Annotated in this window: 11 protein-coding genes; 4 read left to right on the top strand and 7 right to left on the bottom strand. The window is 70.3% G+C overall.

The genetic code is table 11. The annotated features are described in order from the left end of the window. Positions 1-110 precede the first annotated feature (110 nt). Positions 111-1,031 carry a transposase gene (locus tag WMF14_RS27340; protein ID WP_437790728.1) on the top strand — a complete coding sequence of 307 codons (921 nt, stop codon included), beginning with the start codon at positions 111-113 and terminating at the stop codon, positions 1,029-1,031. Between the two features lie 356 nt (positions 1,032-1,387). On the opposite strand, the gene WMF14_RS27335 is transcribed toward WMF14_RS27340, so the two are convergent. Beyond that, complete coding sequence (locus WMF14_RS27335; RefSeq protein ID WP_437790726.1) at positions 1,388-2,629, bottom strand: DUF6688 family protein; 1,242 nt, start codon at positions 2,627-2,629, stop codon at positions 1,388-1,390. 348 nt (positions 2,630-2,977) lie between these two features. Between WMF14_RS27335 and WMF14_RS27330 the strand changes: the two genes are divergently transcribed. After that, positions 2,978-4,360 carry a hypothetical protein gene (locus WMF14_RS27330; protein ID WP_437790724.1) on the top strand — a complete coding sequence of 461 codons (1,383 nt, stop codon included), beginning with the start codon at positions 2,978-2,980 and terminating at the stop codon, positions 4,358-4,360. Between the two features lie 150 nt (positions 4,361-4,510). Here the strand turns inward: WMF14_RS27330 and WMF14_RS27325 are convergent, their stop codons facing one another. From WMF14_RS27325 to WMF14_RS27305, 5 genes are all read right to left on the bottom strand, one after another. Next, on the bottom strand, positions 4,511-6,496 hold the full coding sequence (locus WMF14_RS27325) for a hypothetical protein (protein ID WP_437790722.1): 1,986 nt from the start codon (positions 6,494-6,496) through the stop codon (positions 4,511-4,513). 233 nt (positions 6,497-6,729) lie between these two features. After that, entirely contained in the window at positions 6,730-7,569 is an 840-nt protein-coding gene (locus tag WMF14_RS27320) for an ABC transporter ATP-binding protein (RefSeq protein ID WP_437790720.1), read from the bottom strand. 4 nt (positions 7,570-7,573) lie between these two features. Then, entirely contained in the window at positions 7,574-8,386 is an 813-nt protein-coding gene (locus WMF14_RS27315; RefSeq protein WP_272093825.1) for an ABC transporter permease subunit, read from the bottom strand. Continuing rightward, a complete protein-coding gene (locus tag WMF14_RS27310) occupies positions 8,383-9,426 on the bottom strand; it encodes a sulfonate ABC transporter substrate-binding protein (RefSeq protein WP_437790718.1) in 1,044 nt (347 codons plus the stop codon). Before WMF14_RS27310 ends, WMF14_RS27315 begins: the two co-directional genes overlap by 4 nt. Then, a complete protein-coding gene (locus WMF14_RS27305; protein ID WP_437790716.1) occupies positions 9,423-9,758 on the bottom strand; it encodes a hypothetical protein in 336 nt (111 codons plus the stop codon). The genes WMF14_RS27310 and WMF14_RS27305 overlap by 4 nt, the downstream gene beginning before the upstream one ends. 2 nt (positions 9,759-9,760) lie before the next feature. Here WMF14_RS27305 and ssuD point away from each other — a divergent pair, with 2 nt between their 5' ends. After that, entirely contained in the window at positions 9,761-10,900 is a 1,140-nt protein-coding gene (gene ssuD, locus WMF14_RS27300) for an FMNH2-dependent alkanesulfonate monooxygenase (protein WP_272093822.1), read from the top strand. A 25-nt stretch (positions 10,901-10,925) separates the two neighbouring features. On the opposite strand, the gene WMF14_RS27295 is transcribed toward ssuD, so the two are convergent. Then, on the bottom strand, positions 10,926-12,647 hold the full coding sequence (locus tag WMF14_RS27295) for a S8 family serine peptidase (protein WP_437790714.1): 1,722 nt from the start codon (positions 12,645-12,647) through the stop codon (positions 10,926-10,928). Positions 12,648-12,963: 316 nt separating this feature from the next. Between WMF14_RS27295 and WMF14_RS27290 the strand changes: the two genes are divergently transcribed. Further along, on the top strand, positions 12,964-14,538 hold the full coding sequence (locus WMF14_RS27290) for a hypothetical protein (protein ID WP_437790713.1): 1,575 nt from the start codon (positions 12,964-12,966) through the stop codon (positions 14,536-14,538).

The following is a 14,538-nucleotide window of genomic DNA, read 5'->3' as shown; positions in this document are numbered from 1 at the left end:
GCATGGCGGCCGCCACCTCTGCCGCTATGATCGTCACCTGTGGTGCATGACAAGTGCTTGAAATGATTGACTACAGTTTCTGGCACAGCGTTTGTTGGTGTGGACGGGCCATGAGCCACCCCCGCGAGATCTCGCCCGGCGCTACCTATATGATCACCCGTCGCGTCTTGCGTCGGCATCTGCTCCTGCGCCCTGACGCAGCCATCACCCAGCTCTTGGTTTACGCCCTCGCGGTCTCGGCCGGTCGCTTCGGGATTGAGGTTCACGCGTTCTGCGCGATGTCAACGCATCTCCACCTGGTGGTGACGGACGTGAATGGAGTCCTGCCGCGCTTCTTGCAGTTCTTTCATCGCATTGTGGCGCTCGGGACCAAGGTGCTTCGCGCGTGGGAAGGACCGGTATGGGACCACGAGGCCACGAGCGTTGTGCGCCTCCTGACGCGCGCTGCCGTGGTGGAGAAGATCGCCTACGTGCTCGCGAACCCTGTGGCCGCTGGCCTTGTCCGGCATGCGCGTGAGTGGCCGGGGGCGAAAGTCGATGTGAGCGAACTCGGCTGCGGCGTGCTGCGCGCGGCGCGTCCTGTAGCGTATCTCGACCCGGAAAATCCACAGTGGCCCGAGGAAGTGATGCTGCCTCTCGCGTTGCCACCGGCGATCGAGCAGGACAGTATCGATGACTTTCGCCACTCGGTCGCCGCCTCGCTCCGGGAACACGAGGCGCAGGCCCATGCGGCGCTGCAGCAGCAAGGGCGTCGCTTTCTTGGTGCTGAGCGAGTCAGCAAGATCTCCCCGTACGAGCGCGTCACGAGCTTCGAGGCGCTGGGCGAACGTAATCCGACCTTTGCGGTCGGTCGCGAGCAGGGTGATGCACGGCGAATCGCTGGCGCTGCGGTGCGGGCGTTTCGTGCGTCGTACCGCGCTGCGCTTGAACGGTGGCGCGCCGGGGTACGCAGTGTGGTGTTCCCGGCGGGAACTTGGTGGATGCGCACGTTCCACGGCGCCAGCGTGACGGTCTTCGAACTTCTGGTGTAGATACCGCGTAGCGCTGTTCACAATGATGCGAAAAACGCGGGATCGACTTCGATCTGGTGTTGCCGTGCTTCGGGGAACGTCCGTCTGGAGAGGTCGGAGCGGGCGCGAAGAGCGTGTGTATGGCACTACACGCACGCCTACGAGCGGGGGCCGGGTCGAGTGTGTACGCAGCGATTGGGCCTGTGACTTCAGATAAACTCTGACTGACAGAATGGGACGGTTATGGACGGGTAGGAGTGCTGAGTTGATTGAATCAATCCGGATCGATCCATGGATTGGGGGCGCCCAGATCCGGTGACGGTCAACCCGGGTCGAGTCTCCTCTTACGTACGCTTTTGAGCGATCGCTCCGATCGCTCAACCCGGGTCGGGTCGTGCGCGGGTCGGGTCGTGCGATCGCTCAACCCGGGTCGGGTCGGGGCCGTACATTCGGTCGATCCGCTCTTCGGGTGCGCGCGGATCGAGCAGCAGGAGCGTCAGATAGAACGCCCACTCCAGCGGCTTCATCGCGAGATAGACGAGATCGGCAGCCCACGCGGCGCCGATGTACCGGCTCACGGGTAGCCCCATCCGGTCGTAGAGCTGCCGCGCCGCGCGGCCGAAGCGCGGCCAGCGCTCGTGCAGCAGATCCTCGAAGGCGTTTGCGATGGCGAGCTGGCGATTGACGAGGATCGGCGTGCCTCCCCGCCGTCCGAGCCGGATTGGGCGCACAAGCCAGGTGTGGCCGCGCGCAGCGACGGTGCACAGGTAGTGGCAGTCGCCGGGCAGCTCCACGATCGGGAGCTGCGACAGTGTGTATCCGCACGTGCGGGTGAAGACCTGGAGGGCGGCTGCCGGATGTCCCAGCCAGGCCGCGTGGAGGACGGCGTGAACCCCGAGCAGCAGCGGGGAAGCCGCGAGGGCGCGCCACAACGTGGGTCGGTGAATCGCGGGCGGTGGCGGAAGCGGGACTTGCCTCGGCCCCGTGCGATAGGCGGGGTCGGCAGCAGCCAACGGAGCGGGCGCGCTGGCCTCGACGCCCCGCCGCACGAGGCGAGCGCGCAGCTCGGCGGAATAGAAGACGACAGTGAACACCGGCGCGACGCATGGCAGGAGCAGCGGCGGCACGAGCAGGCCGGCCCCGACCCAGGGGCCGAAGTGCACCGCCAGCAGGACGTGGAGCGCAATTCCGACGATCAGCGCTGCATGGACGACGAGCTCTGCAGGGCCAGGCAGCGCTTCTTTCCGGCGTCGTGACACGACATAGGCGAGCGCGGTGAGGGCGTGCAGCGCGATCAGGCCGTGGACTTCCGGTTCGGCGAGCGGCCGGAACGCCGTCGTGCCGGCGTCGCATGCCGGGACAACGCACGTCCCGGGGGCATCGTGGCTGTATGCCATGCCCCAGGCGGGCAGGAGGATCAGCGTGAGCACCTCGGCCGCCACCTGGAAGGAAGCGCGCCCCCGGCGCCGTATCGCGCGGTACGTCCATACGGTCAGGCCGATCCAACCGGCCAGCCCGAGCGCTCCGGCGACGAAGATCGCGCCATCGACTCGGACCAGCATCGCCGCGCCGAAGAGCAGCGCCGCGAGCGCCGGAACGCCGTAGCCGGTGGCGACCAAGGCGGCGAGGGCACCGTCTGTCAGCGAGAACGGCGGCTCGGTCGGCGACTGCTGCGGCTCGGTCGGCGACTGCTGCGGCTCGGTCGGCGACTGCTGCGGCTCGGTCGGCGACTGCTGCGGCTCGGTCGGCGACTGCTGCGGCTCGGTCGGCGACTGCTGCGGCTCGGGCGGTGGCTGCTGCGGCATGCGTCCACCATGGTAACGGCTCCCGTCGCAGGAGATCCATCCTGCGAGGTGGAGGGCGCGTCCTTCGCGAGCCACGTCGCACGTGGGAGAGCGAGCCGTGCCGGCTGCTCGCGCAGCGAACCCCGCGTCGAGCGGATGCTGATAGGATCCATGGGATCTGGCATGAGCCCGGACCGAAAGCGCCCTCCGCGCCCCGCAACCTCCGCCGAAGAGCGGCCGCTCCGGCGGCGGGCGCACGCGATGGTCGAGGATCTCCTTACGTCGGCCATGAGCCACGAGGAGCAGGTGAGGCTGGCGCGCGTCGTGCTCAGGTCCGGTTCCCGTGAGGCGATCAACCGGCTCTTCGAGTACTTCCAGCGCTGCCAGGCCGAGACCCGGTGGGGAAGAGACAACCCCCTGCACGAGATCGCCGGGGCAATGCGCGTCCAGGCGATCAGGGCCCTCCGGGGCCCGCCCGGGCAACACAGCCGCAATCACAGGAGCGCGCTCCTCGTTTTGTGGGTAGCCGGTCGCCCAGGCGATGTTCCGCTCCTCGTGTCGCTCCTGGCAGCGCAGGACCCGGACGGCCTGGATCGCGACATCTTGCCGGTACTTCAGCACGTCATTTCGGGCTACGAACCCAGCGATCCCGACCTCATCGCCGCGATCGAGCGGTTCATCGAGCGGACAGCGTCGCTGCAGGACATCCACGCCGCGTCGCTCGTCCTCCGCGAGTACCGCGTTTCGGAGGCCGAGTCGGCGCTCCAGCGGGCCCTCGCCTCTCCGGATCCGTGGCGGCGCGCTCCCGTGATGGCGGCCCTGGTCGTCAGGAATCCAGGACAGCACTGGCACGCCGGCGAGGCGTTGCTGGCCGCGCTGAAGCTCGAAGCGCGGACGGCGGAGGCCTGGGACAAGGATTCGGTCCAGAGGGCGCTCGCCGAGGCGCTCGACGGGGCCAAGGAAGGGTTCGAGTCCAGGGAGGAGGTCGGACTTCCCCCGGTTCCCGAGGCGTGGATCGAGGAGCTCGACCACGTGCCCGACGAGGACTGCGCCGCGTTCCTCGACAGGCTTGGACGGGAGTTCACCCTGGATCAGGCGCCCCTGCTCCCGCGCCTCCAGACCGCGTCCCTGGCCCGGAAAAAGGCGCTGCTCCGCGCCCTCGGGGCCGTGGCGACCGGCGGAACCCCGTTCTTCCATGCGGTATGGCCTTTCACCTCCGATCCCGACGAGGAGATCGCGGCGCTGGCCATCGCCGCGTGCGGGACCACGCGCTCGGATCAGGCAAGGATGCGGCTGACGGCGAGGCTCAGGGGCGCGATCGCGAGGGACGACGCTGCCGCCGCAAGGCCGCTCCTGACCGGCCTGCGCGGCTGTCTCCACGACGGCGCGGTGTGGAGCGCGGCGCTGTCCTTGCGCTGCGAGATCGCCCGGAGGTTGGCGATCGAAGGGCTCGAGCACGGCGCCGTCCTGCGCGGGCCGGCGATCGAGCTGCTGAACGAGGCTGCGAGGCGGGAGAGCAACCAGGGGCTTCGCCGGCGGATGGACCGTCTTCTCCGGGAGCGCTGACCCCGGTGACGGCGGCGGGGGCGTCTACGGCTATCACCATCCCCCGTGACGTGGTTGGGTCCGCGACGGCCCATCGCCCGTGACGTGGTTGAGTCCCGCGCCCGTGACGTGGTTGAGTCCCGCGATGCGAGGGACCGCGCGGACGCGGCGCTAGCGCCTCGCGGGGCCCAACAAGCGCCCGTCGGCCGGCGGCGTCGGCCCGGAGGGCGTCTCCAGCACGAGCTCGCCGCCGTGGGTCAGCACGTGCCAACGTGCGTCCGGCGGCGCGGGCGGCGGGGGTCCCAGCCCTCCCTGGACGTCCGGTGCGGGCTTTGGACGCACACGGAACCGCACCTGCCCGTCCCGCATCTCCATCAGCGTCAGATCCTGGTCGACATCCACGTCGCGCGCCAGGGTGAGCGCCGGCTGCCCTGGGCGATCCAGCGTCACATCGAGGCGTCTGCCCGCCGAGGCCGTGGGCGAGCTCGCGATGAGCGCCGCGCCCCCGGGAGCGGGAAGCGCCGCGACGCCGTCCGGCGCCGTGACCCGGCGCCACGCCTGCGGTGTGCCGAGCGGCAGCGGGCTGCGCACGAGCGCCTGCAGCGGCTCGCGCTGCCGGGCGCTCGCGGGCGGCGTCGGCTCGAGCAGGAGCAGCGTGCCATCCGGCGCCGCGGCGATCCCCTCGAGCGCCTCGGCCGGGGTCGCCTGGCTCCCCTCCGCATGCCATGCACCTTGCGCGCCCCGCACGAAGAGGACCGCGCCCCCGCTGCCTCCGCGGCAGATCAGCACGCCGATGCCGGCGGCGTTGTGCAGCGCGACCGGCTGCGGGCACCCCTCGGGCGCCGCGACAGGCGTCACGGTGCTCGCGATGTGGTCGACGACCGCGAACGTCGGTGGCCGCGTGAGGTGCGCGGCGCAGTCGCTGCCGGGCGGTCGCACGCTCGTCGGTCCGCAGATCCCGTCGCCGAACGTCGCGATCCGTGTGCGCGTCGGCTGTGGCCGCGGCGCGGCGCTTTCGAGCAGGCAGAGCGCGCCTCCGCACGAGACGCCAGCCTCGCCGATGAGCCCGATACCGCCCACGACGCCATCGTCGTCGCTTTTGCACGGCGGTTCCCGCCCGACCGCGGTGTCGCCGCGCCGGGGCGGCTCGGGCGCTGGCGGGACGACGGCCGAGCGGAACGAGCCGGCCGCGGTGGCGCGGATCGCGGGGGAGAGGTGCAGCGCGACGCCGAACGAGGGTCGGGCGTAAAGGCCAGCAGCGGCCCTGGTCCACGCCTGGCCATCGCGGCTCAGCACGGCGGGGCAGCTCGCATTGCCGTTCCAGATCCAGGATCCTTCGCGCTCGATCGATCGCGGCTGGAACGCAGATCGCTTCCAGGTCTTCCCGCGATCCAGCGAGAGGAACGTGTCGGGCTCCGCCGGCTGCTGGCCGCGCGCCGGCGCCTCGACCACGGCCGCGAGCACGCCGTCGGGTCGCACGAGCACCGCGCGCACCGTCTTGCCGGGCGCGACCACGGCCGAGGTGAAGCTGCGGCCCTCGTCGGCGGAGACGCTGACGCGCTCTCCCGCCGCGGCCGCGATGAGGGCGCCGGCGGCGTCCCAGGCCGTCGCGCCAGGCACGCTGCTACGCGGCACGAAGCCGCCGTCCGGCCTCAGTGCATCGCGGACGCCGGCGGCGCGGTGGAGCACGCCATCCGGCGTGGCCCCATAGAGCGTGTCGATCTGCGGGCCGGCGACGCCAACCCAGGTGAAGCGAGCGGGCAGCTTCAGGGGGCCGACGACGCCGAGCTTCTCGTCGACCGCGAAGGCTCCGCCCGCGGGGTCGGCGCCGCCTCCCTTCGCCGCGAAAATCGCGACGTGCTCGCCGAGGGCGATCTCGGTGTGCTCGCGGAACGGGTCCCGACCAGCCCTCGCCCGCTCCTGCGCTCCGAGGGCCGGCTCGACCCAGGTTGCCGGCGGGATCGCGGCGATCGGCAACGTCAGTGGGGCCGATGGATCCACGGCCGGCGCGCCCGCGGCGCGCGCGGGCGTTTCCAGCGGGGCGGGGGGGATGGCGACCGAAGCCGGCGCGAGCGCCGCGGGGGCCGACCCGGCGGCGGGACCACACGAAGCAGCGAGAAGCGTGAAGGGAAGGAGCGCGAGCCGCGAAGCCACCATGCAGGGAGGGTCTCCTGGTGCACCCTTACCAAGCTTCCTGACGGGAATCACCAGGCGGTGCGCTCGCGGCGCGCCGCGCTGGTCATCGCCTCGGCCATCTGCTGACCTGGACCCGCGCACACCGCGCACACCGCGAACGCCGAGCCCCGCGAGCCAATGCGGCGAACGAGCCGCAGGCGGCGCCCGCGCCTAACGCTCCTCCGGCGCCTGTGGCGCCTGAGCGAGGCATCCAGTCAATGACGAGCGATCCCGAGGCCGGCGGGGGCCAAGAGGGTCGTGGGATGCCTGGCGGCGTCCTCGCGCGGGGCGCGCCGTGACAGCCCTCCTGCTTCCGGAGATCTCCTGAAGATCGCGTCGAGGAGCACGCCGGCGAGGCGGCCGACCTCCGGGAACTCTCTGGCCCGGGGGCGCGGCAGATCCACAGCGACGCTCTCCACGACGCGCCCCTCGTCGAACACCAGCACGCGATCTCCGAGCAGGACCGCCTCCTCCACGTCGTGCGTCACCAGGATGGCCGTGAAGCGGCGCTGCGCCCACAGCGACTCGACGAGGCGTTGCGCCCCGATCCGCGTCAGGGCGTCGAGCGCGCCGAACGGCTCGTCGAGCAGCAGCACCTTCGGGTCGTGCACGAGCGCGCGCGCGAGGGCGACCCGCTGCCGCTGACCTCCCGAGAGCACGCCCGGGTAGTCGCTCAGCCGATCTCCGAGCCCGACGCGGTCGAGCACGTCGCGCGCGCGCGCGTCGCGCCCTCTCGGCCCGCCGATGCACGTGTTCTCCAGCACCGTGCGCCAGGGCAGCAGCCGGGGCTCCTGGAAGACGACGCGCACGGCCTCCCGCGCCGCGACCTCCCTCGAGGCCAGGACGCGCGCCGCGCCGCGCGTCGGCTGCTCGAGGCCGCACAGGACGCGGAGCAGCGTGCTCTTGCCCGAGCCGCTCCGCCCGACGATCGTCACGAACTCGCCAGGGCGGATGTCGAGATCGATGCCCGAGAGCGCGAGCCGGTCACCGTACCGCTTGTCGACCTGCTCCAGCACGACGCGCGCGCCGGCGGTCTGATCGCCCGAACCGCTCATTCGCTCACCTCGCCTCGAGCCGCTGCAGCGGCGGCTGCCACGGTAGGAGTCGGCGCTCGAGCCACCGCGCCAGGGAGTCGGCCAGCTTGCCGAGCAGGGCCCAGAGCACGATCGTGAGCACCAGGAGATCCATCTGCATGAACTCGCGGGCGTTCATCGCGACATAGCCCAGGCCCTGGCTCGCGCCGAGGGTCTCCGCGACGATGAGCACGAGCCACGAGAGCCCGAGCGCGAAGCGCAGACCCACGAGGATCGAGGGGAGCGCGCCCGGGAAGATGACCTCCCGGTAGAGCGCGAACCCCCGCACGTCGTAGACCTGCGCCATCTCGATGAGCTGCGGATCCACGCTGCGCACCCCGTGGAACGTGTTCAGGTACACGGGGAACAGCACCGTGATCGCGACGATGAAGAGCTTCGCGGTCTCACCGAGCCCGAACCACAGGATCACGAGCGGCACCAGCGCCAGCGCGGGGATCGCCCGCAGCATCTGCAGCGGCCCGTCGATGACCAGCTGGAGCGGGCGCGAGAGCCCCGTGCCGAGGCCGAGCGCGAGCCCGATGACGGCGCCGACGACGAGCCCACCGACAGCCCGCAGCGCGCTCACGCCGAGGTGCGCGGGCAGCTCGCCGCTCCTCGTGGCGTTCGAGGCGGCGACCAGCACCTCCACGGGCGACGGCAGCAGGGTCTTCGGGATGATCTGCAGCCGCGACAGCACCTCCCAGAGGATCACGAGCGCCAGCGGGGCCAGCCAGGGCGCGATGCGCACGCCGAACCCGCGCACCGCGCCGCCTCCGATCGGCGCTTCGCCGGCCGTCATCGCGCGCCTCCGCTCGCGGACGCCGGCAGGAGCGCCTCCTCGACGCGGATGTCGCGCGGGATGATCGCGAGCTTGTGGAACGTATCGGCGATGGCCTGCTGCTTCTGCACGATCTCGGGCGTGATCGGCAGTATCTGGAACGCGCGCCGGTGCTCGGACCGCAGGAATGCCTCGTACGAGATCCCCGAAGATTTCGCGAGGAGCTGCGAGGCTTCCTCTCGGTGCCCGTCCTCCCAGGCGCTCAGCGCGCGGTACTCGTCGAACACGATCTGCAAGAGCGCTGGCTGCGCTTCCGCGAACTCTCGCCGGACGACATAGAAGAGGCGGTTGTCGACGAGCCCCTCGCCGTCCTGGAGGACACGGGCCCCGGCGAGCTCGGCCGCTGCCAGGAACGGATCCCAGATCACCCAGGCATCGACATTGCCACCCTCGAACGCGGTCCGCGCATCGGCGGGGGCGAGGAAGACGACCTGGATGTCGTCCAGCGTCAGCCCGGCGCTCTCGAGGGCTCGAACCAGCAGGTAATGGACGTTGGAGCCGCGGTTGAGGGCGACGCGCTTGCCTTTCAAGGCCGCGAGCGTGCGGATCGGAGAGTCCTTCTTGACGACGATCGCCTCGGCCCTGGGCGCCGGCGCGTCGGTGGCGGCATAGACGAAGGGCACGCCGCCCGCCTGCGCGAACACCGGCGGCGTCTCGCCGACGTGGCCGACGTCCACGGCGCCCGCGCGCATCGCCTCGAGCAGCGGAGGACCGGCTTGAAACTCGACCCACTCGGCGCGGGCGTTCCTCGCCTCGAGCGCCTTCGTCAGGGCCTCCGCGCGCTCCTTGAGGAGAAACGGCGTGCCGATCTTCTGGTACCCCAGCCGGACCACCACCGCCGCCCGCGTATCCTCCGCCGTCTCCCTGGCGCTCACCGCCTTCTCGCCCGTGGCGCCCGCCTCGCCGCCGTCGCGGCCGCACCCGAGCAGCAACCAGCTCGAGAGAGCTGCGCAGCCCAGCAGCGCGGAGCGGACCGTCGTGAACGAGATGTACCTGCTCATGAGGGCTCTTTCGCCTCCTCTACAACCCACGTCAGCACGTAAGGATGATATTGATGATGTAAAATTGCATCTGCGACGGATTCGCGGAGTAAACCTTGGTCCAGCAGCCGCTGTGCCAGGTCCACGCGTGGCGCTCCGCCGGGGAGCACCCGTGGAGGAGCGGTCGACTGCTGCTCCAGAAGCAGTCGATCAGCACTCGGTGTTGCTAGGGCAGCAGCGGCCCGCCCGGCGAGGTTCGCTGGCGCCGCGGGCCCCAGCGCGCCGCGGCGCGCGGTGCGGATCGTGCTCTCGCGCGCCTGACCCGGCGAAGCACGGGCGAGGAGCTTCTCCATCGATGAACGTCTTCTGGTTTCTCCCGACGCACGGGGACGGCCGCTACCTTGGCACCGCCGAGGGCGCGCGCCCCGTCACGCTCCCTTATCTCCGTCAGATTGCGCAGGCCGCCGACGACCTCGGCTATCACGGCGTGCTGATCCCCACCGGGCGATCGTGCGAGGACGCCTGGGCGGTCGCGTCGGCCATGATCCCGCTGACGCAGAGGCTCCGCTTCCTCGTCGCCGTGCGGCCGGGCGTCGTGTCGCCCACGTGGGCCGCCCGCATGGCGTCCACGGTCGATCGCCTGTCCGACGGCCGCCTGCTCGTCAACGTCGTGACCGGCGGCGATCCGGCGGAGTCCGAGGGGGATGGAGTCTTCCTGAAGCACGATGAGCGCTACGTCGTCACCGACGAGTTCCTCGGCATCTGGCGGCGCGTCATGGCCGGCGAGACGGTCGACTTCACGGGGCAGCACCTGCGCGTGAAGGGCGCGAAGATCCTCTTTCCACCGCTCCAGGCGCCGCACCCGCCGCTCTACTTCGGCGGGTCGTCGCCCGCGGCGCACGCGCTCGCGGCGCGCCACATCGACGTCTACCTGACCTGGGGAGAGCCTCCGGCCGCCGTGGCCGAGAAGATCGCGGACATCCGCCGCCGCGCGGCCGCGGAGCAGCGCACGGTGCGCTTCGGGATCCGCCTTCACGTCATCGTCCGCGAGACGGCCGAGGCGGCGTGGGCCGCCGCGAACGGCCTGATCCGGCACCTCGACGACAGCACCATCGCCGCGGCGCAGCAGGCCTTCGGGCGCCTCGACTCCGAGGGGCAACGGCGCATGGCGGCGCTGCACAAGGGGCGGCGCGACGCGCTCGAGGTGAGCCCGAACCTCTGGGCCGGCGTCGGGCTCGTGCGCGGCGGGGCCGGGACGGCGCTCGTGGGTGACGCGGAGACGGTCGCGCAGCGCATGCAGGAGTACGCGGAGCTCGGGATCGAGACGTTCATCCTGTCGGGGTATCCGCACCTCGAAGAGGCCTATCGGGTCGCCGAGCTGCTCTTCCCGCGGCTCCCCGTCGAGCGGAGGGCTGCAGGCCTCCGCCCGAACCTCACGGGGCCGTTCGGCGAGATCATCGCCAACGACATCGTCCCGCACCGATCGCAGAGCTGAGGCGGCCGATCCCGCCCCGAGACGATCACCTCGTCAGATAGGCCTCCCAGGTTCCAGGCTCGGGAGCGAACGGTCGATCCTGCTCCAGGTCCCTCGCGCCATCGGTGTGCGCTTCGCTGCCGACGCTCTCGTCGTCCTCGCCGGAGCGTGGCTCCAGGCCAACCCATGAGGGTTTCTGGATCCTGAGCTTGAACACCGGCAGGGCGCCGATGAAGCTGCGCGTGGCCCTGCGGTAGATCGCCCGGACCACCTCGGCGGCGACCAGATCGGGCTCGTCGACCAGGATCTCGGCCGCCACGTGAGCGACGATGGGCGCGGCCATCGATGTCCCGCTCATCCTCTCCAGGAAGAACGAGTTCCCGCACCGCGCCTCCGCGGCCTCGGCCAGGGTCCTCAGCTCGTCGTCGCTGGGATCTTCCTTTCTCAGGACGTCGGTCTCCTTCACGGGGCAGATGCCGCTCGGGACCGTGGAGAGCACGTCCTCGCCCAGGGTGAACACCACGTCCAGGCCGCTCAGAGGGATGTTGCTGAACGCCGCCAGGTCATCATTCTCGCGCAGCGCGCCCACGCAGAGCACGTTGGAGGCGTCGATCCCGCAGGGGTAGTGCACGCGCGTGCTGCCGTCCAGCCAGGTCCTGGAGTTGCCGGCCGCGACGACGAAGAGCACGCGCGGGTGCCGGAGCACGGTCGTCCGGAGGCGCTTCGCCAGCGTCCTGAGCATCTCCTGTCGCTCGGGCGTGTCGTTGCCCGGAACCTCCCACGACATGTTGATCACGCGCGCCCCGTCCTCCACGGCGGCCTCGATGACGGCGGAGGTCTCCCGGGCCAGTTTGTCGACGGCATCTGCGGGCGGCTTCTCGTCCTTCGGGATCCTGTTGCTGGGCATCACCCGATAGGCCAGAAGCCCGATATCGGGCCGGTCATAGACCATCAGCCCGGCCACGTGCGTCCCGTGCTTGACGTTCCTGCTCAGCTCCTGCCCGACGTTGCGCGACGGATGGTAGAAGCGCGCCATCTCTGGAAAGGCATCGACGAGCCGTGAGGCCGTCTTCCACGCGGCCATGGACGCGGCGCGCGAGCGCTCGTCGAGCCGCTCGTCGTAGCGCGAGGTGCGCGCCACATAGGGAGCCGGCCACACGTCGTCGCCGATGAGGTCGCGCCCCAGCGCCGCCGGCGTCCCCGCGGCGTCCAGCGAGAAGTGCATGTTCTGCAGGAGCAGAGGATGGTTGTAGTCGACGCCGGCGTCCAGCACGGCGACCAGGACCCTGTGCCGCGCGTTCTGGCCGCGGAAGTCGCGCGGCGTCGGCGTCGGATCGACGACGGCGCGATCCTCGGGCGTGGCGATCCGCTGATCGTCGATCCCCGTCACGCATCCGCTCGCCGGGAGGAGCGCGTTCAGGGCTGCCAAGACGCCGATTTTTCCGGTGAATCGCGCGTGGGAGAATGCCGGTGATCCTGGGCTCTTCGCGTGGCTCATGGCAGCACCATCCTCGGCTCGCAGGGTGTACGTAATGCCCTGTCGCACGATGAACAAGGTTGTGCCGAGACGGATTGTTGTGTCGATTCTCCCGGATGTGGGGGCCGCTCGAATCACGATCTCGGAGGGGGCGATCCAGCTGGAGACGCAGGAGACGCAGGGGGAGGGGTAGGCGGCGGAGAGCTCGCCGGGCTCCCATCCCCGCAGGCGTGCAGCGCCATAAAAATTCAATTTCACGATAATTGCGCGCCAGCGGTTCGAGCTGGGCATGCGGCGCCCCCAGCGCGGCGAGTTCGTCCTGAGGTCGGCGAGGACGTTACGATTTTCTGAAGGGCGACGGGGGCTAGCGGCATCCAGTGACCAGGAGAGGGTTCAATGAACCTGGTCCGCGGGGGCCCGCGGCTGGGGCTTGACGTCTCCGAAGCGTCTCGACTTTCCCCGGGCTCGCTGCCTTCCAAGGCGGCCTGGTCGATCGTCACGTCGTGAGCTCCGAGCCTGCGCGTGGGCTCGAGGTCTGGAGCCCGTGACTCCACACACGCTCGCGTCCGGCACTGCCACGCGCTCTCTTCGACACCACAGAGGTACAATGCGCAACGTTCCGTTCACCCATCGCAGCGGGTTTCTTCTTCTCTGCCTCGCGGTCTCCGCCTGCGGCGCTGCGATGGAGGGTGAGGCGGACGAGGTCGAGACGATCTCCGCCGTCCAGCAGCCCGCTGTCATCGGCGATCGCAAGGTCGCGGCGATCTTCATCCGGTTCAATACAAGCCCGACTCCGACCTACACCGTCAACGACGTGCGGGACCGCCTCTTCAACAACGCGGATTCGACCAGCAAATTCTTCCATGAAGCCTCCTACGGGAAGATGAACCTGACCGGCCACGTGAACGCCGACGGGGACTATTTCGGCTGGTACACGATCAACGCGGCGCCCACGAGCTGCTCGCTGCGACCCACCTACGCGGCGATGGGCAGGGCGATCGCCGCGACGGCGGACGGCTATGTGGAGTCCAATTACCAGCACACGATGTACTTTTTCTCCGAGAGGCCGGCGGGTTGTACCGACGGAGCTGCAGCCCTGGGCTCCAGTACCTATTTTTACAGCCCCGCCGACTCTGGCACCTTCGCGCACGAGCTGGGACACAACCTGGGGCTGGGACACTCCGACCTGCTGAATTGCGCCGACGCTTCTGGGAACTGGGCGTCGATGAGCTCGAGCTGCGCGCAGCCCAACCTGCCTGCGTGCGCAAACAGCGGCCAGCTCAACCCGGGGAACACGAGCTGTGTGCAAGGGTACGGCGACTCGTTCAGCACGATGGGGGCGCAGTTCCTGCACTACAATGCTCCGGAGAAGGCGCTGCTCGGCTGGTTCGATCCGGAGAACACGGCGACCGTGAGCGCGAGCGGGACCTCCGTCGTCAGCGTCGAGCCGATCGAGGAGCCTTCGGACGGCGTGCAGCGGCTCGTCGTCCCCATCCCCGGCGGGGACGAGACGTACCAGGTGGAGTATCGCCAGCCGCTCGGCGTCTTCGACTCCCAGCGGTTCACGGCGGGTTCGCCGGTCGCTCGCGGAATCCTCGTGCACCGGGGCACGCTGGAGGGGACCCCGACGCGCATCGTCAACATGACGCCCTCCGTGCCGATCGACGTCCCTCATTATCCCGCGAACGTCTCGCGCGAGGCGCTCCCCTGGGGTCATACGTTCGTCGATCGCGACGCGAACCTGGCCATCTCGTTGCTCGGGGTCTCGCCGTCCGAGGCGACGGTCAAGGTGACCCGCGGCACGGCGGCCGCGCCGATCCCCGCCTGCGCCGACGCGCCCAGCCACTGGTACCTGAAGTGCGGCGCGACCGGCGTGACCTCGATGAACGCAGCGACAGAGCTCACGGCGGTCGGCGATGCCCTCGCGCTCACGTACCAGGTCAGCCAGGCCATCGCGACCCAGAATGGCGGAGACGTCTGCATGCTCGTCCAGACGCATACCGCCGGGCAGTCGGATCCGTGCACGCAGTACTGGGTGCCGGCCGGCGGCACGCAGGCGTCGGGCGAGACGAAGACCGTCTCGCCCAACCTCGCCGGATTCCGCATCACCTACCCTGCGTCCGGGAGCTACAAGGCGTCCCTCAGCGCCGCGGGCGCGCTCAGCGTCACGCCCTCTCCCTGA

This window comes from Sorangium sp. So ce693 (assembly GCF_051521375.1).
GTDB lineage: Bacteria > Myxococcota_A > Polyangia > Polyangiales > Polyangiaceae > Sorangium > Sorangium atrum.
This window is presented reverse-complemented; position numbering and strand designations above follow the sequence as displayed.